This is a genomic window from Pseudonocardia kujensis (assembly GCF_021283305.1).
GTDB classification, from domain to species: Bacteria; Actinomycetota; Actinomycetes; order Mycobacteriales; family Pseudonocardiaceae; genus Pseudonocardia; species Pseudonocardia kujensis.
Map to the genome: position 1 here is coordinate 1 of NZ_JAJSOK010000054.1, position 24,931 is coordinate 24,931.

Annotated in this window: 21 protein-coding genes; 13 read left to right on the forward strand and 8 right to left on the reverse strand. The window is 76.2% G+C overall.

Features of this window, described 5'->3' with window-relative positions:
* Window positions 1-998, reverse strand: a 998-nt coding sequence (locus LWC35_RS28435; RefSeq protein WP_232873346.1) for an Hsp70 family protein, incomplete at its 3' end; no start/stop codon positions are given.
* 195 nt (window positions 999-1,193) lie between these two features.
* Between LWC35_RS28435 and LWC35_RS28440 the strand changes: the two genes are divergently transcribed.
* The 10 genes from LWC35_RS28440 to LWC35_RS28485 all read left to right on the forward strand — a co-directional run bounded on the left by LWC35_RS28440 (window position 1,194) and on the right by LWC35_RS28485 (window position 13,348).
* On the forward strand, window positions 1,194-1,862 hold the full coding sequence (locus tag LWC35_RS28440) for a histidine kinase (protein WP_232873347.1): 669 nt from the start codon (window positions 1,194-1,196) through the stop codon (window positions 1,860-1,862).
* A complete protein-coding gene (locus LWC35_RS28445; protein ID WP_081924539.1) occupies window positions 1,853-2,518 on the forward strand; it encodes a response regulator transcription factor in 666 nt (221 codons plus the stop codon). Before LWC35_RS28440 ends, LWC35_RS28445 begins: the two co-directional genes overlap by 10 nt.
* A 9-nt stretch (window positions 2,519-2,527) precedes the next feature.
* Window positions 2,528-3,850, forward strand: a complete 1,323-nt coding sequence (locus LWC35_RS28450; protein ID WP_232873348.1) for a sensor histidine kinase — start codon at window positions 2,528-2,530, stop codon at window positions 3,848-3,850.
* Window positions 3,847-7,320 carry an ATP-binding protein gene (locus tag LWC35_RS40530; protein WP_232873349.1) on the forward strand — a complete coding sequence of 1,158 codons (3,474 nt, stop codon included), beginning with the start codon at window positions 3,847-3,849 and terminating at the stop codon, window positions 7,318-7,320. The genes LWC35_RS28450 and LWC35_RS40530 overlap by 4 nt, the downstream gene beginning before the upstream one ends.
* Window positions 7,321-7,330: 10 nt before the next feature.
* The gene (locus LWC35_RS28460; protein ID WP_232873350.1) at window positions 7,331-8,359 is read left to right on the forward strand and encodes an Ldh family oxidoreductase; all 1,029 of its coding nucleotides are present in this window, start codon (window positions 7,331-7,333) and stop codon (window positions 8,357-8,359) included.
* 127 nt (window positions 8,360-8,486) lie between these two features.
* Window positions 8,487-10,061 carry a GAF domain-containing protein gene (locus tag LWC35_RS28465; RefSeq protein ID WP_232873351.1) on the forward strand — a complete coding sequence of 525 codons (1,575 nt, stop codon included), beginning with the start codon at window positions 8,487-8,489 and terminating at the stop codon, window positions 10,059-10,061.
* Window positions 10,062-10,273: 212 nt separating this feature from the next.
* On the forward strand, window positions 10,274-11,317 hold the full coding sequence (locus tag LWC35_RS28470; RefSeq protein WP_232873352.1) for an ABC transporter substrate-binding protein: 1,044 nt from the start codon (window positions 10,274-10,276) through the stop codon (window positions 11,315-11,317).
* 53 nt (window positions 11,318-11,370) lie between these two features.
* Window positions 11,371-12,189, forward strand: coding sequence for an ABC transporter permease (locus tag LWC35_RS28475; protein WP_232873353.1), 819 nt, complete (start codon window positions 11,371-11,373; stop codon window positions 12,187-12,189).
* On the forward strand, window positions 12,186-12,929 hold the full coding sequence (locus tag LWC35_RS28480) for an ABC transporter ATP-binding protein (RefSeq protein WP_232873354.1): 744 nt from the start codon (window positions 12,186-12,188) through the stop codon (window positions 12,927-12,929). Before LWC35_RS28475 ends, LWC35_RS28480 begins: the two co-directional genes overlap by 4 nt.
* Window positions 12,930-13,102: 173 nt before the next feature.
* Window positions 13,103-13,348, forward strand: coding sequence for a hypothetical protein (locus tag LWC35_RS28485; RefSeq protein ID WP_232873355.1), 246 nt, complete (start codon window positions 13,103-13,105; stop codon window positions 13,346-13,348).
* Here the strand turns inward: LWC35_RS28485 and LWC35_RS28490 are convergent.
* The 4 genes from LWC35_RS28490 to LWC35_RS28505 all read right to left on the reverse strand — a co-directional run bounded on the left by LWC35_RS28490 (window position 13,333) and on the right by LWC35_RS28505 (window position 18,376).
* Entirely contained in the window at window positions 13,333-15,273 is a 1,941-nt protein-coding gene (locus LWC35_RS28490; RefSeq protein ID WP_232873356.1) for a YhgE/Pip family protein, read from the reverse strand. The two genes, LWC35_RS28485 and LWC35_RS28490, sit on opposite strands and share 16 nt — an antisense overlap.
* On the reverse strand, window positions 15,270-16,100 hold the full coding sequence (locus LWC35_RS28495; protein WP_232873357.1) for an ATP-binding cassette domain-containing protein: 831 nt from the start codon (window positions 16,098-16,100) through the stop codon (window positions 15,270-15,272). Before LWC35_RS28495 ends, LWC35_RS28490 begins: the two co-directional genes overlap by 4 nt.
* Before the next feature lie 350 nt (window positions 16,101-16,450).
* A complete protein-coding gene (locus LWC35_RS28500; RefSeq protein ID WP_232873358.1) occupies window positions 16,451-17,350 on the reverse strand; it encodes an IniB N-terminal domain-containing protein in 900 nt (299 codons plus the stop codon).
* Window positions 17,351-17,719: 369 nt separating this feature from the next.
* A complete protein-coding gene (locus LWC35_RS28505; protein ID WP_232873359.1) occupies window positions 17,720-18,376 on the reverse strand; it encodes a haloacid dehalogenase type II in 657 nt (218 codons plus the stop codon).
* A gap of 93 nt (window positions 18,377-18,469) precedes the next feature.
* On the opposite strand from LWC35_RS28505, the gene cbiE reads away from it, so the two are divergent.
* From cbiE to LWC35_RS28520, 3 genes are read left to right on the forward strand one after another with little or no spacing between them, the layout of a single operon-like run.
* A complete protein-coding gene (gene cbiE, locus LWC35_RS28510) occupies window positions 18,470-19,696 on the forward strand; it encodes a precorrin-6y C5,15-methyltransferase (decarboxylating) subunit CbiE (protein WP_232873360.1) in 1,227 nt (408 codons plus the stop codon).
* A 28-nt stretch (window positions 19,697-19,724) separates the two neighbouring features.
* Window positions 19,725-20,474: a precorrin-4 C(11)-methyltransferase gene (gene cobM, locus LWC35_RS28515; RefSeq protein WP_232873361.1), complete on the forward strand. Its 750-nt coding sequence runs from the start codon at window positions 19,725-19,727 to the stop codon at window positions 20,472-20,474.
* Window positions 20,456-21,190, forward strand: coding sequence for a cobalt-precorrin-6A reductase (locus LWC35_RS28520; RefSeq protein ID WP_232873362.1), 735 nt, complete (start codon window positions 20,456-20,458; stop codon window positions 21,188-21,190). Before cobM ends, LWC35_RS28520 begins: the two co-directional genes overlap by 19 nt.
* 88 nt (window positions 21,191-21,278) lie before the next feature.
* Here LWC35_RS28520 and LWC35_RS28525 read toward each other — a convergent pair whose 3' ends face one another.
* The 3 genes from LWC35_RS28525 to cobG are packed head-to-tail and all read right to left on the reverse strand — an operon-like array spanning window position 21,279 to window position 24,843.
* The gene (locus LWC35_RS28525) at window positions 21,279-22,886 is read right to left on the reverse strand and encodes a precorrin-2 C(20)-methyltransferase (protein WP_232873363.1); all 1,608 of its coding nucleotides are present in this window, start codon (window positions 22,884-22,886) and stop codon (window positions 21,279-21,281) included.
* Window positions 22,883-23,536, reverse strand: a complete 654-nt coding sequence (locus LWC35_RS28530) for a precorrin-8X methylmutase (RefSeq protein WP_232873364.1) — start codon at window positions 23,534-23,536, stop codon at window positions 22,883-22,885. Before LWC35_RS28530 ends, LWC35_RS28525 begins: the two co-directional genes overlap by 4 nt.
* Window positions 23,533-24,843, reverse strand: a complete 1,311-nt coding sequence (gene cobG / locus LWC35_RS28535; protein ID WP_232873365.1) for a precorrin-3B synthase — start codon at window positions 24,841-24,843, stop codon at window positions 23,533-23,535. The genes LWC35_RS28530 and cobG overlap by 4 nt, the downstream gene beginning before the upstream one ends.
* Between the last annotated feature and the right edge of the window lie 88 nt (window positions 24,844-24,931).

The following is a 24,931-nucleotide window of genomic DNA, read 5'->3' on the forward strand; positions in this document are numbered from 1 at the left end:
ACCGTGGGCCGGCCGAGCTCCTCGGAGACCATCCGCGCGACGAGCGGGATCCGCGAGGACCCACCGACCAGCAGCACGGCGCTGAGCTCGTCCGGGGTGACCTCGGCCGAGCGCAGCGTGCGGTTGAGCGCCCCGATCGTCGACTCGATCGGCGCGCGGATCATGTCCTCGAACTCGGAGCGGGTGAGCCGCACGTCGAAGTGCCGGTGGGGCAGGAACACCGGGATGGTGGTCTCGGTGTCGATCGACAGCGCCTCCTTGGCCAGCACGCAGTCCTGGCGCAGCCGGGCCAGCGCGACCGTGGTCTGCGGGTCGCTCATGTCCAGCTCGGAGAGCGCCCCGCCGGCGGCGTAGTTGACGTGGGCGAGGATCGCCTCGTCGAAGTCGACCCCGCCCAGGCGTTCGATGCCCTCCGGCGAGCCGAGGATCTCGATGCCCTCCGGGCGCTTGCGCAGCACGGTGGCGTCGAAGGTGCCCCCGCCCAGGTCGTAGACCGCGACGATCTCGCCGTTCTCCAGCCGCCGCGACGCCGCGTAGTGCGCGGCCGCGGCCTCCGGCTCGGTGACCATCCGCGGCATGGCCACCCCGGCCAGCTGCGGGACCTCGTCGAACAGCTCACGGCGGAACGGGCCCCAGTTGGCCGGGTGGGTCAGCACCATCGAGTCCGGCGCGGCGCCCTGGGTGGCCGAGACCCGGGCCACGACGTCGGACAACAAGCTCGCCAGCAGCGCGGTGACCGCGTGCGGTGCCCCGCCGAGCATCACCGGCGTGGGGTCGCCGAGGCGGCGCTTGAACTCGCGGCCGACCCGGTCGGGATTGCTCACCGCACGGCGGCCGGCCGCGTCGCCGGTGACGACCGTGCCGTCCTCCCGCAGGTACACGACGGCCGGTGTCACCACACTGCGGTCGCCGAGGGTGAACATCTCCACCCGGGAGGCGTTGGCGACCGCAGCGGCCACGAACGTCGTCCCCAGGTCCACACCCAGGCTGTAGGACACTCCGCCACCTCTCGGAGGCGCGGGACCGTCGGACCCGCGCATGAGCACTGCCGACCGTACGAGCACACGGTGCTCTGGAGTGATACTCGTCCCAGGTCACGCTGTCATTACCGTTTCGGCGAGCGGGGGCTGTCCCTACCCGCCGAGGGGGCCGACCCCCTTCCCGAGCCCGGCGCGCGGCGGGACGATGCCCCGATGAGGCTGGAGCCCGCGCCACCCGGGGACGTGCCGGCCGCCCCCACGGCCGCCCCGAGCGCGCCCGCCGTCGCGGAGGCGCGCCGCCGGCGCGAGCGCGAGCAGTGGCAGGGCCGGCGCCGGCTGGAGCGCCAGCTGCACGACGGGGCCGCCCTGCGCGCGTCGGCGCTGGTCCTGCAACTCGGCCTGTTCCGGCACCGCGTGCCGGAGACCGAGCACGAGCTGCGCGCGGCCATCGGCATCCTGCAGGACGAGCTGCACGCCGTGCTGCAGGAGCTGCGCGACGTCGCCGGCCAGATCTACCCGCCGCTGCTCGACGAGGCGGGCCTCGGCCCGGCGCTGCGCGAGCTCGCCGAGCGGCTCGACGCCCCGCTGCGGGTGCACGACGACGGCGCCCGGTTCGGCGCGGCCGCCGAGGGCGCCGTGTACTTCGCCCTGGCCGACGCGCTGGCCGCGGATCCGGGGTCGCCGCGCGAGGTGGCCGTCGCCGGCTCCGCCGGCGAGCTCGTCGTGACGGCGACCGGCGCGTCACCGGGGCTGGGGGAGCTGCTGCGGGACCGCGCCCGCCCGCTCGGCGGCACGGTCCGCGAAGGAGTGTGTGACGTTTCCGCCCCGCCGGACGAGACCGTCGGTACCGGCACGATCGTTGCGAGGATCCCATGCGAGTAGCACTGGCCGAGGACGGCGCCCTGTTCCGGGAGGGGCTGCTGATGCTCCTGCAGGCCGCGGGGCACGAGGTCGTGGCGGTCGCCGCCGGCGGCGACGAGCTGCTGGCCCTCCTGGCCGGCACCCCCTGCGACGTGGCCGTCCTCGACATCCGGATGCCCCCGGAGCCCGACGGCGGGCTGGTCACGGCGGAGCGGATCCGGGAGAAGTGGCCGAACATGGGGCTGCTGTTCCTCTCGCACTACGCCGAGTCGCACTACCTGATGAAGATCCTCGACATCGGCACGGACGCGATCGGCTACCGGCTCAAGGAGAAGGTCGGCAGCGTCGAGGTGCTGACCGACACCCTGACCCGCATCGCCGACGGCGAGATCGTCATCGAGCCGGTGCTGGCGAAGCGGCTCGTCGAGCGGCCGCGCGGGGAGAAGAAGAACGAGGTCGCCTCGCTGTCCGAGCGCGAGCTCGACGTGCTCAAGCTGATGGCCGAGGGGCGGTCGAACGGCGGCATCGCCGGGCAGCTGTACGTCACGCCGAAGGCCGTCGAGAAGCACATCGCCAGCATCTTCGCCAAGCTCGGCCTGCACACCGACGAGACCGAGAGCCACCGTCGGGTCCTCGCGGTCCTCACCTACCTCCGCTCGCAGCGGGACGGCGACTGACGGACCGGCATGGAGAGGTGGGCCGCGCTGGGGCTGCGCGCCGCACTGGTCGGCGGCGCGGTCCTCGTCGTGTTCGCGGTCCTCGTCGTGGTGCCGCCGGTCCTGTTCCACACCGGCCTCGGCCAGATCGGCGTGCTGCTGCCCTTCCTCGCGGCGCTGGTCTGCGCGGTCGGTGCGGCGCGGCTGCGGCCGGTGGTGGACCGCTTCGTGGAGCGCGTGACCCACGCCCGCGCCACCACGCCGTACTCGGCCCTGGCGGAGGCGGCCGCGCGGATCCGCAGCGGGACCCCGGACTCGGCCCTGCCGGGGCTCGCGGAGGTGCTGGCGGAGGGCACCGCGGCCCGGGAGGCGCGGGTCTGGCTCGCGGTGTCCGACCGGTTGGTGACGGCCGCGGTGCATCCGCCGCGCGCGGTCACCGGGGACACGGTGCCCAACCTCGCGGTGCTGCTCGGCGGCGAGGACCCGGAGCGGCGGGCCGACCACGTCGTCCCGATCGTCGAGGGACAGACACTGCGGGCCGTGCTGGCCATTCGCAAGACGGCCGCGATCACGCCGGCGGACCAGCAGCTCATGCGTGACCTCGCCGGTGGGGCGGGCCTGCTGCTGCGGGGTGTCGCGATGAACACCGAGCTGCGCGACCGCGTCCGCCGGGCCGCGGAGCTGGCCGCCGAGCTCGAACGGTCCCGGGAGCGGCTCGCCACCGCCCGCGACGTCGAGCGGCGCCGGCTCGTCGGCGAGCTCTCGCACGCCACCACCGACCGCCTCGCCACCCTGCGCATCGTGCTCGACGGGGCCCGCCAGGACCTGGGCGGCAACGCGCCGGAGCCCGAGCGGGCGGTGTCCGCGCTGCGCCGCGCGGGCACCCAGCTCGACGAGCTGCTCGACCGCTTCCGGCTCATCGCCCGGGGCGTCTACCCGCAGGTCCTGCGGGACCAGGGGCCCGTCGGCGCGCTCGAGGAGGTCGCCGCCGACCTGGACCGGCCGGTCCGGCTCGCGGGCGCGCCCGAGGACCGGCTGCCGTGGGAGGTCGAGTCCGGGGTCTACTACGTGGCCGCGTCGGCGCTGCAGTGGCTGTCCGCCGCCACGGGCCCCGAGCTCGAGGTGGAGCTGACCCACACCGACGGGCGGCTGGCCGTCCGCGTCGTCGATCCGCAGCCCGGGTTCGCCCCGGGAGAGTTGCGGGCCGCCCTGGCGGGAGACCTGGAACGGCTGGCGGCGCTCGGCGGCGAGGCAGGCCTGAGCACGGACGAGGACGGCCGGCTGGTCCTCACCGCGAGCCTCCCGGAGCGGCTGGAGCCCGCCGTCGAGGTGGCCCGGGAGGTGCGGGTGTGAGCGCGCCGCCCCGGACCGCCGCGCCGACCGGCCCGGCCGCCGGTACGTCCGCTCCGGCGGACGGGAGCGGGCTGCACCGGCTCGCCGTCGCGGTCTACGGCGTGGTCCTCGTCGTCTGCTCGGTGGTGGCGCTCGGCTGGCTGGCGGTCGGCGCGTACGTCGCGATCGCCTGGTACGTGCCCGGCTTCGGGGCCGGCGACTCCGCGTGGGCCCGGGCGGTCGCGGCCGCCGCGCCGGCGACCGAGCCGATGGACCAGCTCGTCGTCGACTACGCGCTGAGCCTGGGCGCCGTCGCGATCGCGGTCGTGCTGCTGGTCCGCGGTGGTCCGAGCTGGCCGATCCGGCTGCTCGCGCTGGCCATGGTGGGCTCCGGCGGCGCCTTCAACCTGCAGGCGCACGCCGCGGCGACGGCCGTCGACACCGCGACCGGGATCGCGGCCGGCCCCATCCACCAGATCGTGCTGCACGGCGTCGCCTGCGCGGCCTACGTCCTGGCCCTGCTCGTCTTCCCGACGCCGCAGGGCGCCTGGCCGGCCCGCTGGGGGCGCCCGGGCCGGGTGACCCTCGCGGTGCTCGGCGTCCTCGTGCTCGGCCTCGTCGGGTTCGGCACGGCGCTGCTGCGCCACACCACCAGCTGCGTGCTGTTCTTCGGGTTCCTGGTGCCGCTGGTCGGGGTGGCGGTCCTGCCCGGCCGCATCCGCCGCGGCGAGACGGCGGCCCTGCGCACCCAGGCCCGGCTGGTGTTCAGCCTGCTGGTGGCGGCCTTCGCGGCAATCGTCGTGCTGGGGATCAGCACGGTCGTGCTCTGGCTGCTCGGGGTGCCCGGCCTGGAGCTCTACGACCCGACGGCGCACGACTCGATGACGTCCGGCGCGGCCGGCCAGCCCGTCGCCCTGCTGTTCTGGGCCTCGCGGGTGGGATCGGCGGCGATCGCCGTCGCGGTACTGGTGGCGGTGCGCGCGGAGCGGCTGTGGTCGGCGGAGGCGCGGTTCAGCCGGGTGCTGGCGGCGGTGCTGGCGGTGGCCGTCGTCGGTGGCGGTGTGATCGTCTTCGAGGCGGCCGGGTGGCTGATCGGGTTCGGGCCGCTGTGGTCCTCGCTCGGCGCGTCGCTGCTCGCCGCGGTCGCCTTCCTGCCCGTGTACCGGTCGGTGGAGGGGCTCACCGACCGGCTGCTCTACGGCCGCAGGCCCACCCCGTACAGCGCGCTCGCCGAGGTCGCGGCACTGTCCCGGACCGCGGCGTCCGACGCGCCGGACCTCGCCCGCGTCGCCGAGGCGGTCGGGCGGGCCCTCGGCTCGTCGCGCTGTCGGCTGACGGTGGTGCGGCCCGGCCTGCGGGACCGCACCTACGAGTGGGCCTCGCGGCGGGCGACCCGGCGCGACGACGGCACCGGGCTCGTCGGCGTCCCGGTCCGCGGCGGCGAGCAGCACCTCGGCACCCTGGAGGTGGACCGGGCCGCCGTCGCCGGGCTGCACGCCGACCGCCGGCACCTGCTCGAGGACATCGCGGACAGCCTGGGCGTCGTCGTCACGGCCAGCCGGCTGGGCGTCGAGCTGGAACGGCAGCTGCGGGCGGCGCTGGCCCACGCGGCGGAGATCGCGGTGTCCCGCCGCGAGGCGGTCTCGGAGATGGACGCCGAGCGCCGGCGCATCGAGCGGGACCTGCACGACGGCGCGCAGCACCAGCTCGTCTCGCTGCGGCTGGTGCTGGGGCTCGTGCAGCACGAGGTGGAGAACGGGCGGGTCGAGCAGGCCCGGGAACGGCTCGGGGTGCTGGCCGGGCAGCTCGACACCGCCGAGTCCGTGCTCGCCGAGACGGCCAGCGGGGTCCGGTCGATCGCGCTGGCCGAGCGGGGCCTCGTCGCCGCGCTCGAGGCCGAGCTGGCCGGCCCGCCGCCCGTGCGGGTGGAGTCCTCGCTCGCGGCCGGGCGGCGGTACCCGCCGGAGCTCGAGGGGGCCGTCTACTTCTGCTGCCTGGAGTCGGTGAACAACGCGCACAAGCACGCACCGGGCGCCGACGTCGTCATCCGGTTCGCCGAGGAGGACGGGCGCCTGCACTTCACCGTCCGGGACAGCGGGCCCGGCTTCGTGGTGCCGGAGCCGGCGGTGGTCGGCCCGGGTGCGGCGACGGCGGGGCGCGGGCTGCGCAACGTCGCCGCCCGGATCGTCGCCGCCGGCGGTCGGGTCGACCTGCGGTCCGCACCGGGGGAGGGAACGACGGTCGAGGGCTCGGTCCCGGTGCCCGAGGCCGAGGTGCCGGCGGGCGGGCCGCCGTCCGCCGCGTCGATCGACGCCGGGCCGGACGGGGAGGCGGACACGACCGCCCTCGACGTCGCCGGGCTCGTCGTCGAGACCCGTCCCGCGCCGGCGGCCGCGTCCGAGCACCCGGACCGGGACACGGACACGACCCTGCCCGGGCAGGTCCGCCGCGCGCTCGCCGCGGCCGCCGAGCTGGGCGACGCGGGGCTGCGCGAACGGTTGCGCGCGCTGGAGGCCGACCTCGACCGGCCGTTGCGGGTCGCGGTCTCGGGTCCGCCGGGCTCGGGCGTGTCCACGCTGGTCGCGGCCCTGGACGCGACCCCGGGCGAGGTCGACCTGGAGATCGTGGAGGGCACGGAGGGGGACGTGCCGCTGCTCGTGCTGCCCGCCGTCGGCGGAACAGCGCCCGGCGGGACAGCGCCCGGCGGGGCACCGTCCGACGGGACACCTCCCGGCGGCGCACCCGCGATCGGCGTCCTCGCCCGGGCGGACGAGCTCGGCACCGATCCGTGGGGCGAGGCCCGCCGCCTCGCCGCCGAGCCGGCCGTGCGGCGGCGCTGCCACACCGTGGTCCCCGTGGCGGCCGGGCTGACGCGCGGGAGGACCGGCTCCGCCCTGGTCGCCGAGCTCGCCGCGGACGGGGCCCGGCCGGACGAGGTGGCCGCCGAGCTGACCCGGCGCAGCGGTGTGCCGCGGCTGCGGCAGCTGATCGAGCGCGGGCTCGCCGACCGGGCCGACGCGCTGCGGGCCCGCGCCGTGCTCCGGGAGCTGGACGAGATCGCCGTCGCACACCACGCGCACGACGACGGCGACCTCCGCTACCAGCTCGAACGCCTCCGCTCCACCGCGCACGAGCTCGCCGAGCTCGACCTCGTCGACGCCCTGCGCGCCGGCAACCCCGCCCTGTCGACCGACGAGCGCGCCGCCGCGGAGCTGCTGCTGGGTGCGGAGGGCACCGCGGCCCACCGCAGGCTCGGCCTCCCGGCCGACGCCGGTCCCGAGGAGATCCGGCTCGCCGCGGCGGCGCAGCTCGGCCGCTGGCAGCGCCGTGCCGAGCACCCGGTGTCGACGCGCGACCAGCGGGCCGCGGCCGCGGTGCTGGTGCGGACGTGCGAGCGGATGCTGGCCGAGACACCGGTCCCGGCCGCGGTCGCCCCGGCCGGGGCGGCACCGTCGCCGACGCCGCCCGCCGGGGTCGGCGCCGGCCGGTAGGGTCGCCGGCATGATCGACGCCGACGGTGTGCACCGCGTCCCCGTCGACGAGCACCTGGCGCTCACGACCGCGGTCCTGACCGGCCTGGGGGTACCGGAGCGGGCGGCGCGCGAGCAGGCCGGGATGCTGCTCGAGGGCGACCTGCGCGGGCACGCCTCGCACGGCATCCGGCGGCTGCCCGTGCTGGCCGGACGGATCGGCAACGGCGTCCTCGATCCCGCCGCCGAGCCCGAGCTGCGGTGGACCACCGATTCGGTGCTGACCGTCGACGGGCGCACCGGGCTGGGTCCGCCCGTCGCGCACCGGGCCGTCGAGGCGCTGCTGGAGCGGGTGCCCACGACCGGCGTCGCCGTCGCCGCGATCCGCCGGGCGGGGCATCTCGGGATGCTGGCGCCGTACGTCGAGCGGCTGGCCGAGGCCGGGCTCGCCGGGCTGGCGACGACCACCAGCGAGGCCCTCGTCCACCCCTGGGGCGCGGCGCCGGCCATGCTCGGCACCAACCCGATCGCCGCGGCCATCCCGACGGGCGGGCGGCCCGTCGTGCTCGACATGGCGACCGGACAGATCTCCCGTGGCAAGGTGCTCGACCACGCCGCCCGTGGCGAACCGCTGCCCGAGGGCGCGGCCGTCGACGCCGAGGGCGCCCCGACCACGGACGCGACCGCCGCCCTCGACGGGGCCATCACCCCGGTGGGCGGCCCGAAGGGTTACGCGCTGTCGCTGGTCCTCGAGCTGCTGGTCGCCTCGCTGACCGGCACCGCACTGGGCCGGGAGGTCCGGGGCACGCTCGACACCACGGACCCGGTGACCAAGGGGGACCTGCTGATCGCGTTCGCGCCGGGGACGTTCGGGGTGGGCCGGACGGCCCCGGCGATCGCCGCCTTCCTCGACGAGCTGCGGACCCTCCCGCCGGCCCCCGGGCACACGAAGGTCCAGGTGCCCGGCGACCGGGCACAGGAGGTCCGCGCCCGCAACCGCTTCCGCGGGGTGCCGGTCGACGAGGCGACCTGGGCGCAGGTGGTCGCGCTCCGCAGTTGAGCCGTTCGGCCCAGCCCATGATCGTCCGCGACGTTGCACGGACAGCCGGTGGTTGACTACGCGCAGTAGCGCGTGCGTGGAGGGGGCTGGGGCGATGCATCCGGACGATCCCGGGATCATGGGGTTGATGCTGCAGGTGGGGCGCACGGCGGTGGCCGGCGCCGATCTCGGCTCGCTGCTCTCCTCGGTCTGCGCGGCGCTGCCCGCGACGCTGGGTGTCTCGGGTGCCGCGATCGTGCTGGTGGACCAGCCCGACCGGCCGGCGGGGCTCGCGGGGGTCTCGGCGTCGGACGCGGCGTCCGGACGGCTCGGCGAGATGGAGCTGCGGGCGGGCACCGGGCCCGTGTCGGGTGCGGTCCGCTCCGGGCGCCCGATGGTCACGCCCGACCTCACGCGCATCGGCCCGCCGGAGCTGGCCGCCGCCGCCGCGGACACCGGGCTGACGTGCTCGGTCGTCGTCCCGCTGCTCGTCGACGGGGAGCCGGTCGGCGGGCTGCAGCTGTTCGGCCACCCGGGCCGGCCGGTGGGGGACGGGCACGTCGACGCCGTCACCGGGCTCGCCGACGTCCTCTCGGCGCGGCTCTCGGACGTCTGCGCGCTGCGCCGGCTCACCGCCACGGTCGCCCGGCTGACGGCGGAGCAGGAGGCGGCGCTGCCGGTCGCCCACGCCACCGGGATGCTCGCGGAGCGGTATCGCACGGACGTCGAGGAGGCCGGGCGCTACCTCGCGAGCCGGGCGGGCAAGGCGGGCGTCGAGCCGGCGGAGGCGGCCCGGGCGGTGCTCGACCGGACCGACGCGCCGCCGGTGCCCGGGGAGGACACCCCCACCCAGGTGTTCGGCGCGGTGACCCCGGGCCGTGGCGCCGACGGGTGGCCCCCGAGCGCGGCCCTCCCGGCCGGGGCGGTCCCGACGCAACGGCGTGGCCCGGCGGAGGAGCGCAGCCGCTCGACCGGCGGACGCCGTCGGCTCGCCGAGGACCACCCCGCGACCCCGGGCCGGCAGGGGGTCGAACCGGTCGACCTGCAGGCCGGCCGCCGTCCGGACGGCCCCGAGCGTCCGCAGGCGGACGCCGAGCGGTCCCGCGGATCCCGGTCGGAGGCCCGCGCGCCGCAGGTCGAGGACGCGCGCGACCCGCGCCGGCAGCCGTGGGGTCCGGAGCGGCGCGCGGCGCGGGGTCCCGTCGCACCCGCCGCCCTCCCGCCCACGGGCGCGGCCGGACCATCGTCCGTCCCGTCGGCGGCGCCGCCCGCCGCACCTCCCGCGGGATCGGCGGCGGGGTCCTCCGGGGTGCCTTCCGGCGGGCCGAGCGGGGCGCCGCAGCCTCCTCGGGGCGCCGTTCCCGCGCCGGACGGCAGGCCCGGCCACGGCGAGACCCGGCCGCCCGCGCCCCCGTCGGGCGGCCGGCGTCGGCTCCGCGAGCCCGCCGCCGAGGTCCTGCCCGGGCGCGACCCGTGGGACCTCGACCAGGCCGCGCTCCCCGGGCCGGGCGCTCCGGCACGGTCCGGCGGCCGTCGTCGCGCCGAGGACCGGCCCGACGCGCCGCGGGTCCCGCAGCAGCGCCGCGACGGGCAGGCCGGGGACGAGCGCACCGGCCGCCGCGCCGAGGACCCGGCGGCCGCGCCCGTCCCGGGCTCCGGCGCCCCGCCCGTCCCGGGTCCGGGCGCCCCGCGCGCCCGGCACCGCCGCGCCGACATCATCTGACCCCGGCGGACGCCTCCCGGACCCCTCCCGGCACGCGGACGTCACACCGCGCGGGCGGGGGAGGCGGTGGCACGCCGCCCCGGGGCGACGTAGGGTCTGGACCCGAACCCGCGGGAGCACTCACGATCCGAGGCTGAGAGGGCGGCAGGACCGGCCGTCGACCGTTCGCACCTGACCCGGTTAGCACCGGCGTAGGGAGGACCGTGTCGCGCATGTCGCCGTCCCGTCTCGTACTTCGGCTGGCCGCCCTCGTGGTGGGGCTGGCCCTGCTCCTGGTCGGCTGCGGTGGCGCGGCCGAGCAGCAGCAGGGCTCGCCGCAGACCCTCCGGATCGCCCTGGACTGGACCCCGAACACCAACCACAGCGGCCTGTACGTCGCGCAGCAGGAGGGCTGGTTCCGCGACGCGGGGCTCGACGTCCAGTTCCTGCCGTACAGCGACACCTCGCCGGACACCCTGGTCGGCAACGGTGCCGCCGAGTTCGGGATCGGCTTCCAGGACTCGTTCACCTTCTCGAAGGCCGCCGGCGCCGACGTCACCTCGGTCATGGCGATCCTGCAGCACTGGGCCACCGAGGTGGCGGTGAAGGCGGACCGCGCCGACATCACCTCGCCCAAGGACCTCGACGGCAAGACCTACGGCGGCTTCGGCGGCCCCGGCGAGGAGCCGAAGATGCGCCAGGTCATCCGGGACGCCGGGGGCAAGGGCGAGTTCCAGACCGTCACCCTCGGCACCAGCGCCTACGAGGCCCTCTACGCCGGGCAGGTCGACTTCACCGAGCCGTTCGTCGCGTGGGAGGGCATCGAGGCCCAGCTGCGCAACGAGCCGCTGAAGACCTTCAAGTACACCGACTACGGCTTCCCCGACGCCTACAACGTCCTGCTGATCGGGAACTCCACCTGGCTGAGGGACCACCCGGACCAGGCGCGGAAGTTCGTGCAGGCCGCCCAGCGCGGGTACCAGCTGGCCGCCGACGACCCGGCCCGCGCGGCGAAGGACCTGCAGGACGCCAACCCCGGCGCCTTCACCGAGCCCGAGTTGGTGACCCGCAGCCAGGACATGCTCGCGAAGGACTACCTGAAGGACGACGCGGGGAAGGTCGGCACCCAGACGCTCGAGCGCTGGCAGGGCTTCTCCGGCTTCCTGATCGACTCCGGCGCGGTCACCGACGGGTCCGGCAGGCCCCTCACCACCCGGCCGGACTTCTCGACCTGGTTCACGAACGACTACCTGGCCCCGGGCGGGGCCACGTCGTGACCCGGGCCGACCACCGGTCCCGCACGGAGCCCGGACCGCCGTCGTCGCCGCCCGTGCCGGGACGCGCGGGCCGCACCGGCCGCGCACCCGCGCCGCGGACGGCACGCGGGCGGACCTCGCTGCTCGGCCGGGTCGCCCCGCCGGTGCTGGTGGTGCTGCTCCTGCTCGTGGTGTGGCAGGGGGCGGTGACGGCGCTCGACGTGCGCCCGCAGGTGTTGCCGTCGCCGCTGCGGGTGCTCGAGCAGGGCTGGGCGTTCCGCGCCGTGCTGTGGGCCAACACCCTGCCCACGCTGCAGGTCACCGCGGTCGGGTTCGCGGTGTCGCTGGCGGTGGGCTGGGTGCTGGCCGTCGGCGTCGACTTCTCGCCGTGGCTGCGCCGGGCGCTGGTCCCGCTGCTGGTCGCCTCGCAGACCCTGCCGATCATCGCCGTCGCCCCGCTGATGATCATCTGGTTCGGCTTCGGGCTGCTGCCGAAGGTGCTGGTGATCGCCCTGGTGACCTTCTTCCCGATCGCCGTCGGGCTCATCGAGGGCTTCGCGCGGGCCGATCCGGAGGCGGCGAACCTCCTGCGCAGCATGGGCGGCGGGCGCTGGGCGGAGTTCCGGTACGTGCGGTTGCCCGGGGCGCTGCCGTCGTTCTTCACCGCTCTGCGCATCGCGATCACCTACGCGGTCACGGGGGCGATCTTCGCGGAGTACGTCGGCGCGCGGGCGGGGCTGGGCATCTACATGGCCCAGCAGAAGAACTCCTTCCGCACCGATCTCGTGCTCGCGGCCGTGGCGGTGACGGCGCTGGTCAGCGTCGCGTTGTTCGGGCTGACCTACCTGGTCGAACGGGTCGTGGCACCGTGGATCAAGGGGGCGCGCCGATGAAGATCACCGTGGCGGGCGTGGAGGTCGCGTTCGGCGACCTGCCGGTGCTCGACGGGGTGTCGTTCGACGTCGCGACGGGCGAGTTCGTCTCGGTCCTCGGACCCAGCGGGTGCGGCAAGAGCACCCTGTTCGGCGTGCTGGCCGGGCTGGTCGCGCCGGACCACGGTCGGGTGCTGGTCGACGGTGCGCCCGCGGGCCGGGAGACCTTCGGCTACATGCCGCAGAAGGACCTGCTCTTCCCCTGGCGCACGGTGCTGGACAACACCACGCTCGGGCTCGAGGTCGGCGGGATGCGCCGGCGGGAGGCCCGGGAACGCGCGCGGGAGCTGTTCGCGCCCTTCGGGCTGGCGGGTTTCGAGAGGTCCCGCCCGGCCGAGCTCTCGGGCGGGATGCGGCAGCGGGCGGCGCTGCTGCGCACGGTGGTGCAGGACCGCGAGGTGCTGCTGCTCGACGAGCCCTTCGGCGCCCTCGACTCGCTCACCCGCACCGCGATGCAGGAGTGGCTGGAGGAGGTCCGCGGCCGCTTCGGCTGGACGGTCCTGCTGATCACCCACGACGTCCGGGAGGCGGTGTTCCTCTCCGACCGGGTCCTGGTGCTCTCGTCCCGCCCGGCGCACGTCGCCCGCGAGGTGCGGATCGACCTGCCCCGGCCGCGCGAGGTCGGGGTGCTCACCGACCCGGCCTTCGTCGCCGCCGAGGCCGAGCTGCTCGACACCCTGCGCGGCGGCACCCGGCTCTAGGAGGTTGCCGAACAACCCCGCCCTACTGCGCAAACGCCCAGGCGGCGCCCGCGCAGCGTTGTCGGCCTTGCGAAGACGCCCGGTACGAGCTGCGGCCTGCGCCTTGCACGGACACCACCTGGACGCCGCTCGCAACGACCGGGGTTGTTCGGCGGCCTCGTAGGCTGCGGTTCGTGGACATCACGCCCGGTGCGCTCAAGCACGGCATCGCGGCCGACGCCATCCGGGCGGTCGTCGCCGCGCCGTTGTGGCGGGTGGCGCAGGCGCCGGACCGGACCCTGTGCATCGGGCCCGACGGGGACCGCAACCTGCTGGAGGTCGTGGTCGAGCGCGGGCCGGCCGGTGAGCGGGTGGTGCACGCGATGCGGCTGCGGCCCAAGCACTACGCGCACCTGGACCGCTCCTACAACGCCAGCTGAGGCTTCAGCTCCGTCAGCGACCACCGCCGCTTGCGCACCGTCCCGGCGAGCGTCAGGGCCAGCGTGCCGACGAGGAACCCGCCCAGTACCGCGACATCGCGGGCCAGGTGGGTCCCGCTGCCCCCGCTGAGCGTGACCCGCAGCCCGTCGACCAGGTAGCTCATCGGCAGCACCGCGTGCAACGCGCGGAACGGCGCCGGCAGCGTCTCCACCGGGTACACCCCGCCCGAGGTCGTGAGCTGCAGGACGAGCAACACGAGAATCACCGCGCTCGCCAGCCCGCCCAGCCACACCCGCAGCATGTGGGCGATCGCGATGAACGCGGTGGCGCCGAGCGCGAGCAGCCCGATCGTGCCCCAGCGGTGCGCCGGATCGAGCCCGAGGCCCAGCTCCACCGACCCGTACAGCAGGGCCGCGGCGACCAGCGCACCGCCGAGCGGGGGCAGCAGGCCCGCGAGCGCGACCGTCGACGACCGCAGCGTGCTCGCCCGTGCCCGCGCCGACAGCGGCTCGAGCAGCAGGAACGCCACGATCCCGAACACCCACAACGCGATCGAGAAGAACAGCGGGGCGATCCCCTTGCCGTACACCACGGCCGGATTGAGGTTCGACGTCGTGACCTCGACCGGCGAGGCGAGCGTGGCCGCGTCGCGCTCCCTCTGGTCCGGGCCGAGCACCGGGATCTCGTCGACGGCTCCCGCGAGCCCGGACGCGAGCCGGTCGGCGCCCGTCGCCAGCAGGCCGATGCCGCTGTCGAGCGTCCGGGCGCCGGTGGTCGCGTCGCCGAGCCCGCTACGGAGCTGCTCGGCCCCGTCGGCGACCCGGTCGGCGCCGTCGGCCAGTGCCTGCACGTCGGCGGCCGCCCGACGGGCCTCCTGCTGCAGGCGGGGCGCGTCGGCGGCGAGGTCGCGGGCCCGGTCGGCGACGGTCGCGGTCACGTCCCGGACCTGCCCCGCCCGCGCGGAGACGTCCTGGGTGCGGGTCGCGGCGCGCCCCGCGGCGGCCACGGCGGCCTGGTAGGCGGGCTGCCCCGTCAGCTCCGGGTTCTGCTGCCCGAGGGCGGTCAGCGCGGCCTGCACCGAGTCGGCGCCGCCGGCGACCGCGGACGCGGCGTCGGCCGCCCGGGTGGTGACGTCCTCGGCGCGGGTCGCGGCGTCCGGCGCGGCGGCCGCGACGGCCGGGATCGCGTCGGCGACCCGGTTCGCCAGCGGGACGACGACGTCGGCGATCTTCGCGTCGCCGTCGGCGACCTGCCGCGCGCCCGGCGCGAGCTGGTCGGCGCCGGTCTGCAGCCGGCCCAGGCCGTCGAGCAGGGCGGTGCTGCCGCCGTGGGCCTGGTTCGCCCCGTCGCGGAGCTGCGCCGCGCCGTCGGCCGCCTGCGTGACGCCCGCACGCAGCCGGTCCAGGTTGCCGAACACGGACTGGAAGTAGGCGGAGACGGCGGCCGCGTCGATCCGGTTCTGCAGCTCGGACTGCACGGTCTGGGCCATCTTCCCGACGACGTAGCCGTTCGCGTCGTTGAGCACGATCTGCATCGACGCGCGCTGGGGCGTGCCGGTGGCCCCGCTGGCGAGCTTCGCGCTGAAGTCCGCGGGCACGACGATCTCGAAGTAGTAGTCGCCCTCGTGCACGCCGCGGTCGGCCTCGGCGGCGCCGACGAACCGCCAGTCGAAGATCGGGTCCGCCTTCAGCTGGTCGACGAACAGCCCGCCGGCGTCGACCTGCTTGCCGTCGGCCGTGACCGGGGTGTCCTCGTTCACGACGGCGACCGGGATCTCGTCGAGGCGGTTGTAGGGGTCCCAGTTGGACCAGAGGTAGAGGGCGCCGTAGAGCAGCGGGACGCAGACCGCGAAGACCAGCGCGACGCGCTGCAGCGGGGTGCGGAAACGGCGGATCTCGGAGGCGGCGAGCCGGAACGCGGTCACGGGAGCGGTCCGTCCTTCTCGTGGCGGCCGTGGGTGGGGGTGACGGGAGCCGGGCCGGCGGTGGGATCTGTCGGGGGAGCTGCCGTGGGGCCGGCTGCGACGGGGTCGAGGGCCGTGTCGACCGGCCGGTCGGGGCCGCTCGGGTCCGCGGCCGGGTGCTCGGTGAGGGCGGTCCCGAGCGGGAGGTGGGCGTCGGCGCCCGGGAGCGGGTCGGTGCCGGACGCGACGACCGCGGGGCCGCTGTCGGCGAGCGCGCGCAGGGCGACGGCGAGGCGGAGCCGCTGCTCGGGGGTGAGGCCGGCGTCGGCGTCGTCGAGCAGGAGGACGGCCGGGGCACGCCGGGCGGCCAGGGCGGCCGCGAGCAGGATCCGGGAGAGCACGGGCAGCTCGCCGACCGGCCGGTCGCGGTGCAGGGTCAGCCCGAGGACGGCGGCGGTGTCGTCGAGCGAGAGCGGCGTCGGGCCGGCGGGTTCCCGCTCCTGGCGACCGACGGTCAGCTCGGGCTCCGGACCCGCGACGCCCTCGGCGCCGGCGAAGGCGGTGACGCGGCGGATCTCCCGGGGACGGGAGGTACCCGCGACCGTCAGCGTGCCGCCGGACACCGCCGCCCGGCCGCACAGCGCGAGCAGCAGCATCGTGCGGCCGCTGCCGGCGGGGCCGTGCACGGAGAGCAGGCCGCCGGGGGCGAGGTCGACGTCGACGGCGCCGAACACGGGGCCGCGGCGGGTGCGCAGGACCAGGCCGGCGGCGCGGAGGACCGGAGCGGGATCCGGTGTCGGGTCCGGTGCCGGGCGGGCGTCCGGCGCCGCATGCGCGGGAACGTGCATGGTCGACACTCTGCCGCCGCGACGACCATCACACCGGATCGGGACCCGGTCGAGCGGCCGAGCGCGGGAAGGGCCACATCCCGACCCGCGGTGCCGGAGCGCGCGACTCGCGGTGCCGAATCTCGCGACTCGCGGTGCCGGAGCGCGCGACTCGCGGTGCCGAATCTCGCGACTCGCGGTGCCGGAGCGCGCGACTTGCGGTGCCGGAGCGCGCGACTCGCGGGGCCCTGGGCGCGACTCGCGCGAGCGCACACCCCGACCCGCGCAGGGCGGGACCCCGGCCGCCGAGCGCGGCGGTCGGGGTCCCGGGTCGGGGCGGGTGCGTTCGCGGCGCTCCGCACCCGGTCCGATCAGGTGTGCAGGTCGAACGAGTGGTCGACGGAGTGGTCGTCGACCGGGTTGTTGTGGACCGTGTGGTCGTCCGTGACGGTGTGGTCGTCCTGGTACGAGTGGTCGTCGGACACGGTGGTGTCGGTGTCGTTGTGCCCGCTGTCGACGTGGCCGTCGTTGTGCGAGTCGGTGTGGTTGTCGTCGTGGCTGTCGGTCGACGTGTCGTTGTGCGAGTTCGTCTGGCTCGCGTCGCCGCCCTTGTCCGCCAGCGAGCCCGAGCCGAAGTTCGACAGGTGGTCGTTGCTGTCGGTGAAAGTGCCGTTAGCCGGGCCGGTGCCGGAGAGCGCGCCGCCGTGGTCGGCGCTGGCGCCGGACTGGTTGACCGCCGAGCCGGTGCCGAAGGAGGCGGCGTTGTCGTCGCCGTTCACGACCTCGTTGCCCCAGCCGGCCACGGCGTGGTCACCGGTCGCCACCGGCGCCCGGTTGTCGCCGCCGACCGCGACGGCGCCGTCCCCGGTCGCGGTGGTCTGGTGCAGGTCGATGCGCTGGTCGACGTCGCCGCCGTGGGTGTCGATGTCCTGGTGGAAGGACTGGTCGATGAAGGTCCGGCGGTCGTCGACGAAGGTGTTGGTGATGTAGGTCTTCAGGTAGTTGGCCGCCTCGGTGTGCGGGTCGTGGTCGCCGGAGTCGTGGTGGTGGTGCACGGGCGGGGCCGGCGGGAGGTCGTGGTGGCCGTGCCCGTCCCAGTCGTGGTGCGGGCTGTCGGCGGCGAGGGTCACCGCGTCCTTGATGTCCTCGGGGGAGAGGTCGGCGAGCCCGCACTCCTGGAGGTAGCCGGTCGGGTTCGCGAGGAACGCCTGCTGCTCGGCGGGGTCCTTGAGCAGGTTCATCAGCAGGTCGAGCAGGGTCGTGGTGGCCACGTGGTCTCCCGGATGTCGTCGTGCGGCTCGCCCTCGGTGGGCGGTTCGGTGACGACGTTAGGAACGGGGGCCGCGGAGGGGATCGGGCGTGATCCCCTTTTCCCGTGGTGGCCGTGCGGGGACGGTGCGGCAATTCCGACAATGGGGCGGCCGGGCGCCCGATCCACCCGTTCGACCTGCATCGACTCCCTTTCTCGGGCGCAATCGGACGGTTCGGAAAAAGGGTGCGAGCCGGTCCGGCGGCGCGTTTCTCCCGTTGGTTTTACCATTTCATGGGGAAAGGGTCGCAGAAGGTGGGGAAAGGGCGGTCCGCCCTTGACCCGGCCTTGTCCGGAACCCCCGGTCCGGCCCCTATCGGGTGCGGGGGGCTCAACCCGGGAGCTCGGCCAGCGCCCCGACGGTCGGCACCCGGTGGTCCGGCGCCCGCACGTGTCCGGGGTAGCGGCGGGCGTCGCGGTCGAGCCACGCCGTGCGCATCCCGGCCGCCGCGGCGCCGTGCAGGTCCCACGGGTGCACGGCGACCATCAGCAGCTCGCCGGGTTCCTTCCGGCACACCCGTGCCGCGAACTCGTAGGCGCCGGCGGCCGGCTTCCAGATCCCGGCGTCGTCGACCGAGAGCACGTGGTCGAACTCGCCCCGGATCCCGGCCTCGCCGAGCAGCCGCTCGGCGACCGAGGCCGAGCCGTTGGACAGGGTGACCAGCCGGGAGCCGGCCGCCCGCAGCCGGCGGACCCCCTCGACGACGTCCGGGTGCAACGGCAGCCCGAGGAACCCCCTGATCACATGGTCGGGTGCGTCCTCGTCGGAGGTGTAGGGCGCCAGGAGGTCCTGCGCGGTCTCCCGGGCCACCTCGGCGAAGGGCCGGTAGTCGCCCGCGGCGGCCAGCGCGATCCCCTCGCGCAGGGTGCTCGCGAACCAGAGGGGCGCGAGGTGCTCGGGGGCGCCGAGCTCGGTGAACCGGTCGGCGAGCGGGCGCAGGTCGGAGAGGGTCTCGTTGACGTCGAAGACCGTCGTCGCGGGAGCCATGCCGGCGATCGTGGCACCCGGCGGCCCGTCCCGCCGTGCTCCCGCCCACGACTCCGGCCGTGCTCACCGGGCCGCCCCGTATGGTCTGCACCCGTGGACACGGGTGCGCACGAGGGACCGGCGGTCACCGTCGTCGGGATCGGGGCGGACGGCTGGTCCGGGCTCGCGGGCACGGCCCAGGAGACCCTCGCGGCGGCCGAGGTGGTCCTCGGCGGACCGCGCCAGCTGGACCTGGTGGCGGGCAAGGTCGAGGCCGAGCTGGTGGCATGGCCGTCGCCGCTGGTCCCGGCCCTGCCGGGGCTGCTGGCGAGGTATGCCGGGCAGCGGCTGTGCGCGCTGGCCTCCGGCGACCCGATGTTCTTCGGCCTGGGCGCGACGCTGGCCCGCACGGTCGGCGCCGAGCACATGCACGTGATCCCGCACCCGTCCTCGGTCACCCTGGCCTGCGCACGGCTGGGCTGGCCGAGCGAGGACGTCGAGGTGGTGAGCGTCGTCGGCCGCCCGGTGGAACGGCTGCGCCGCTCGGTGAGCCCCGGCCGGCGGATCCTCGTGCTCAGCGCCGGCGCCGCCTCACCCGCGCTCGTCGCCGCCCAGCTCACCGCGGACGGCTACGGCCCCAGCCGGCTCACCGTGCTGGAGCAGCTCGGCGGTCCGGGGGAGCGCAGCTACTCGGGGACGGCGCGGGACTGGCTGCACCCCGAGGGCGACGCGCTCAACGTCGTCGCCGTGGAGTGCGCCGCCGGGCCCGGCGCGCGGGTGCTCGGCGAGGTCCCCGGCCTGCCCGACGCGGCCTACGACCACGACGGGCAGCTCACCAAGCGTGAGGTCCGCGCCGTCACCCTCGCCCACCTCGCCCCGCGCCCCGGCCAGACGCTCTGGGACGTCGGCGCCGGCGCCGGCAGCATCGCGATCGAGTGGATGCGCGCCCACCGCTCCTGCTGGGCGGTCGCCGTGGAGTCGCACCCCGAACGCGCGCAGCGCATCCGGCACAACGCGGCGACGCTCGGCGTGCCCGCCCTGCGGGTGGTGACCGGCCGCGCCCCCGCGGTGCTCGCCGAGCTGCCCCCGCCCGACGCCGTGTTCATCGGCGGCGGCCTCACCCGCGCGGGCGTCCTCGAGGCCTGCGTGGAGGCCCTGCCCCCGGGCGGCCGGCTGGTGGCCAACGGCGTGACCGTGGAGTCCGAGGCCGCGCTCGCCGCCGCGCACGACCGGTTCGGCGGCACGCTCGTGCGGCTGCAGGTCGCCCGCGCCGAACCCGTGGGCGGGTTCCTCGGCTGGAAACCCGCGATGCCCGTCACGATCTGGAGCGCCGACCTGTGACCGAACGCAGCCTGCCGGAGCGAGCAGCATGACCGTGCACTTCATCGGCGCCGGCCCCGGTGCCGTCGACCTGCTGACGATCCGCGCCCGCGACCTCATCGCGGCCTCGCCCGTGTGTCTCTACGCGGGCTCGCTGGTCCCGCCGGAGATGCTGGAGCTCTGCCCGGCCGACGCCCGGACCGTCGACACCGCGCTCATGACGCTGGCCGAGATCGTCGACGAGATGGTGCGGGCCCACGAGCACGGTCTCGACGTCGCGCGACTGGCCTCCGGTGACCCGTCGGTCTTCTCGGCGATGGCCGAGCAGATGCGCCGGCTCGACGCCGCCGGCGTGCCCTACGACGTCACCCCCGGGGTGCCGGCCTACGCCGCGGCGGCGGCCGCGCTCAGGCGCGAGCTGACGGTCCCGACGGTCGCCCAGACCGTCACGCTGACCCGGATCGCGGCGCGGGCCACCCCGATGCCCGAGGGGGAGTCCCTCGAGGCGCTGGGCACGGCCGGCGGCACGCTGGTGCTGCACCTGGCCGTGCACCGCATCGACGAGGTGGTGAAGGAGCTGGCGCCCTCGTACGGCGCCGACTGCCCGGCCGCCGTGGTCGCCCACGCCAGCCGGGACCACGAGATCGTGCTGCGCGGGCGGCTCGACGACATCGCCCACGCGGTGCAGGAGGCCGGCATCCGGCGCACCGCGGTGATCATCGTCGGGCCCGCGCTCGCCGCGGAGCAGTTCCCGGACAGCCACCTGTACTCGGACACCAGGTGCCGCGCCGGGTCCTGATCCTGGGCGGGACCTCCGACGGCCGAGCGCTCGCGGAGCTCCTCCGGTCGAGGAGCGGACCGTCGGACTCGGTCGTCTCGTCCCTGGCCGGGCGGGTCCGCTCGCCCCGGCTGCCTCCCGGCGAGGTGCGGATCGGCGGGTTCGGCGGGATCGCCGGGCTGGTCGCCTACCTGCGGGAGCAGGCGGTCACGCACGTCGTCGACGCCACGCACCCCTTCGCCGCCGGCATGACGGCCCACGCCGCGGCCGCCTGCGCGCAGACCGCTGTCCCCCTGACGATCCTGCGCCGTCCCGGCTGGACCGCGCAGCCGGGCGACCGGTGGCACCGCGTGTCCTCGCTCGCCGCGGCGGCGGAGGTGCTGCCGGACCTGGGCTCCCGGGCGTTCCTGACGACCGGACGTCAGGACCTGGCGGCGTTCGCCGGGCTGGACCTGTGGTTCCTCGTCCGCTCGGTCGACCCGCCCGACCCGCCCGTGCCGGCGCGGATGCACTCGATCCTGGCCCGCGGCCCGTTCACCGTCGACGGCGAGACGGCGCTCCTGCGCAAGCACGCCGTCGACGTGCTGGTGACCAAGGACTCGGGTGGCGCGGACACGGCGGCCAAGCTGACCGCCGCCCGCGCCCTGGGCGTGCCGGTCGTGATGGTCGACCGCCCCCCGCTCCCGCCCGGCGTCCCCGTCGTGGCGACGCCCGCGGAGGCCGTCGCCCGCCTCTGATCCCGCGAGTCGGCACCCTCGGGGCCGAAGGACACGTTCCGGCCGCCCGGGACCGCACACTCGGTCGCGTGGGAGTGCCGACTCGCGCTCAGCCGCCGTAGTGGCGCGGGGTGAAGACCGTCGGGCGGCCGCCGCGGGTGACCACCCGGGTGGTCGACGACCCGATGATCAGCAGTGTGCGCATGTCGACCAGCTCGGGGTCGAGGTCGGCGAGCGTGGTGATCGTCAGGCGCTCGCCGGCGCCGCCGACGTCGCGCCCGAGCACGACGGGGGTCTCCGCGGCCCGGTGCTCCAGCAGGACGTCCCGGGCGGCGCCGACCTGCCACGGGCGGGCCTTGGACCGCGGGTTGTAGATCGCGATCGCCAGGTCGGCCTGCGCGGCGTGCACGAGCCGGTCGACGACGGTCTCCCACGGCTTGAGCCGGTCGGAGAGCGAGATCATCGCGTAGTCGTGGCCGAGCGGGGCGCCGACCGCCGCGGCGACGGCCTGGGCGGCGGTCAGCCCGGGCAGCACGCGCACCGGGACGTCGAGGTACTTCGGCTCGGACGCCACCTCGAGCACCGCGGTGGCCATCGCGAAGACACCCGGGTCGCCCGCGCTGACCACGGCCACGGCCCGGCCCGATGCGGCCAGGTCGAGCGCGTGCGCGGCCCGCTCGGCCTCGACGCGGTTGTCACTGGCGTGCCGGGTCTGGCGCGGGTTCGGCGGCACCCGGTCCAGATAGGGGCCGTAGCCGACGAGGTCGTCGGCGGCCGCGAGGGCGGCCGCGACCTGCGGGGTCAGCCAGTCCCGCCCGGCCGGCCCGGTCCCGACGACGACGACCTCGCCGCGCCCGGTGACCCGCTCCTCGGGCACGGGAACGGGCCCGGTCCCGGCCTCGGCGCACTGCTCGGTCTCGGCGCTCTGCTGGCTCTCGGCGCGCTGCTCGGCGTCGTCGGGGATGCGGGCGGCCACCTCGCCGGGCAGCACGGCGAGGGAGAAGTACGGCACGGACCCGGGGTCGATGTCGCCGAGCGCGCCGGTGCGCTGCCCGTCCATCGTGGCCCGCTCGACGAACTGGGCGCGGTCGAGCTTGCCGGCGTCCTCGAACGCCCCGCGGACGTTCGCGAAGGTCCTCCCCAGCTTCATGACGGCCGCGGAGTCGGTGGTGCGCAGACGCTCGGCGAGCACCTCGCGGGGCAGCGTGCCCGGCAGCACGGTGAGGACCTCGTCGCGCTCCACCAGCGGCTGCCCGAGCGCGGCCGCGGCGGCGCTCACGGAGGTCACACCCGGCACCACCTCGGCGCGGAACCGGCCCGCCAGTCGCTTGTGCATGTGCATGTAGGAGCCGTAGAAGAGCGGGTCGCCCTCGGCCAGCAGCACCACGTCCCGGCCGGCGTCGAGGTGCGCGGCCAGGCGCTCGGCGGCCTCGGCGTAGAACTCGTCGATCGCGCCCTGGTAGCCCCCCGGGTGGTCGACCGTCTCGGTCGTGACCGGGTAGACCAGCGCCTCCTCGATCTGGTCGCCGCGCAGGTGCGGCTCGGCGATGCGGCGCGCGATCGAGCGGCCGTGCCGGGCCGAGTGGTAGGCGATCACGTCCGCGGCGCCGATGAGGCGGGCCGCCTTGATCGTGACGAGGTCGGGGTCACCGGGGCCGAGGCCCACGCCGTAGAGGGTCCCGGGCGGTACCGAGGACTCGCTCGCGAGCTCGCTCATGCCTGGATCTCCCGCTCTGCCAGGATCTCTTGGTCACTCGCGAGGGCGTTGAGCGCCGCCGCGGTGATGGCCGAGCCGCCGCGCCGGCCGTGGACCACGAGGTACTCGAGGTCGGTGCGGGCGGCGAGCGCCTCCTTGGACTCCGCGGCGCCGATGAAGCCGACGGGGATGCCGAGGATCGCAGCCGGACGGGGCGCGCCGGCGTCGATCATGTCGAGGAGGTGGAACAGCGCGGTCGGCGCGTTGCCGATCGCGACCACCGCGCCGTCGAGCTTGTCGCGCCACAGCTCCAGCGCCGCGGCGGAGCGGGTGTTGCCCAGCTCGCGGGCCAGGTCCGGCACGCGCGGGTCGCGCAGCGTGCACACGACCTCGTTGTCCTTGGGCAGCCTCGCCCGGGTGACGCCGGAGGAGACCATCATCGCGTCGCACAGGATCGGGGCGCCGTCCTGCAGGGCCTTGCGCGCGGCCGTCACGACGGCGGGGGAGAAGCCGACGTCGCCGGTGAGGTCGACCTGGCCGCACGCGTGGATCATCCGCACCACCACGTCCGCCACCTCGGGCGGGAAGGCCGACAGGTCGGCCTCGGCCCGGATCGTGGCGAAGCTCCGCCGGTAGATCTCCGCGCCGTCGCGGATGTAGTCGCTGGTCATGCGGGGGTGTCTCCTGCGGGGGTCGGCGTGAGGGCGGTGGAGAGGTCGGGGACGGTCCGGTCGTCGAGGCGGTAGGTGCCGTCGGGCAGGGCGACGACGTCGAGGTGGGCCTCGTGCGGCGCCCCGCACCGCCGCACGCAGCCGACGACGTGGGCGCGGGGCAGGGCACCGGTCCCGGCGAGCACGGCCCGGACGTCGGCCCGGACGTCGGCGTGCGACTTCGCGCACCCGGGGCGGCCGGCGCAGGCGCTGACGGCCAGGGCGGGCGCGTCGGCCGCGAGCACGAACCCGTGGGCACGCAGGCGTTGCCGGGCGTCGGGCGCGGGGTCGGGCAGCACGAGCGTGCGCCAGGGCGTCACGATCGTCTCGGGTGCCGCGGCGGCGAGCCCGCGCAGCTGCGCGGCCGAGATCTCGCCCAGCACGGGGGCGACGCCGAGGGCCTCGCCGCCGTCGTCGCGGGGGATCGGGCCGATCGGCGTGCGCGTCCCGGGGTGCGGGAGCGCGCGACTCGCGGCGCCGGAACTCGCGACTCGCGCTTCAAGGACTCCCGACTCGCGCTGGGGGATCTCGCGGCTCGCGCCGCCGGAGCTCGCGGCTCCCGGTGCCGGATCTCCCGACTCGCGGAGGAGGGCGGCGGCGATGCGGGCCGGGGCGTCCGGGACCTCGGCGGCGCGCCAGGCACCCGTGCAGCCCGCCCGCTCCTCCTCGCGGAGGGTGAGAAAGACCTCAGCGGCGGCGACGAGCAGGGCGGGAGCGGCGGTGGGAGCGCACGTCACGGCCGTCGACACCCCGGCGACCTGCAGGAAACCCTCGTCGGCGGCGGTCGCGACCCAGCAGAGGTCCGGTCGCTCGGCCGCGACATCACCTGACCCGTCGTCGAGGGCGAACAGGAACCGGCCGGGCAGGTCGGCGAGCGCGGGACGGGTGCAGAGGGCCTCGTCGAGGGCGCGGGCCAGGCCCCGGACGTCGGCCCGTCCGCCGGTCAGGCCGGACAGCGGCGAGGCCAGGACGTTGCGCACCCGTTCGTGCGTCGGTGCCGGGACCAGGCCGGCCGCGGTGAGCCGCGAGACGAGCCGCGGGTCCTCCCGGTCCAGCCCTCTGAGCTGCAGGTTCCCCCGTGAGGTGAGGTGCACCGCGCCGTCGCCCAGCTCCTCGGCGCACGCCGCGAGCACCCGTAGCTGGGCCGCCGCGACCACCCCGCCCGGCAGGCGGACGCGGGCCAGGGCGCCGTCGGCCGCGTCGTGCGGGGCGAGCACGCCGGGGCAGGCGTCGGCGCGCGTGCGGGCGGCCGGAGGAGGGGTGGGCACGGCAGCCCGGGTCGGTGGCGGGTGGGGCACAGCAGGCACTGTAAACACGAACCGGGCGGCTTGACGCGGAGTGATCCCGTTGCGGAGA

What these genes read in the sequence shown, in the direction of transcription:
- LWC35_RS28480 (WP_232873354.1), top strand. Translation starts at nt 12,186, where the DNA reads ATGAAGATCACCGTGGCGGGCGTGGAGGTCGCGTTCGGCGACCTGCCG.
- LWC35_RS28530 (WP_232873364.1), bottom strand. Translation starts at nt 23,536, where the DNA reads ATGACCAGCGACTACATCCGCGACGGCGCGGAGATCTACCGGCGGAGC.
- LWC35_RS28465 (WP_232873351.1), top strand. Translation starts at nt 8,487, where the DNA reads ATGCTGCAGGTGGGGCGCACGGCGGTGGCCGGCGCCGATCTCGGCTCG.
- LWC35_RS28495 (WP_232873357.1), bottom strand. Translation starts at nt 16,100, where the DNA reads ATGCACGTTCCCGCGCATGCGGCGCCGGACGCCCGCCCGGCACCGGAC.
- LWC35_RS28525 (WP_232873363.1), bottom strand. Translation starts at nt 22,886, where the DNA reads ATGAGCGAGCTCGCGAGCGAGTCCTCGGTACCGCCCGGGACCCTCTAC.
- LWC35_RS28505 (WP_232873359.1), bottom strand. Translation starts at nt 18,376, where the DNA reads ATGGCTCCCGCGACGACGGTCTTCGACGTCAACGAGACCCTCTCCGAC.
- LWC35_RS28445 (WP_081924539.1), top strand. Translation starts at nt 1,853, where the DNA reads ATGCGAGTAGCACTGGCCGAGGACGGCGCCCTGTTCCGGGAGGGGCTG.
- LWC35_RS28440 (WP_232873347.1), top strand. Translation starts at nt 1,194, where the DNA reads ATGAGGCTGGAGCCCGCGCCACCCGGGGACGTGCCGGCCGCCCCCACG.
- LWC35_RS28470 (WP_232873352.1), top strand. Translation starts at nt 10,274, where the DNA reads ATGTCGCCGTCCCGTCTCGTACTTCGGCTGGCCGCCCTCGTGGTGGGG.
- LWC35_RS28450 (WP_232873348.1), top strand. Translation starts at nt 2,528, where the DNA reads ATGGAGAGGTGGGCCGCGCTGGGGCTGCGCGCCGCACTGGTCGGCGGC.
- cobM (WP_232873361.1), top strand. Translation starts at nt 19,725, where the DNA reads ATGACCGTGCACTTCATCGGCGCCGGCCCCGGTGCCGTCGACCTGCTG.
- LWC35_RS28460 (WP_232873350.1), top strand. Translation starts at nt 7,331, where the DNA reads ATGATCGACGCCGACGGTGTGCACCGCGTCCCCGTCGACGAGCACCTG.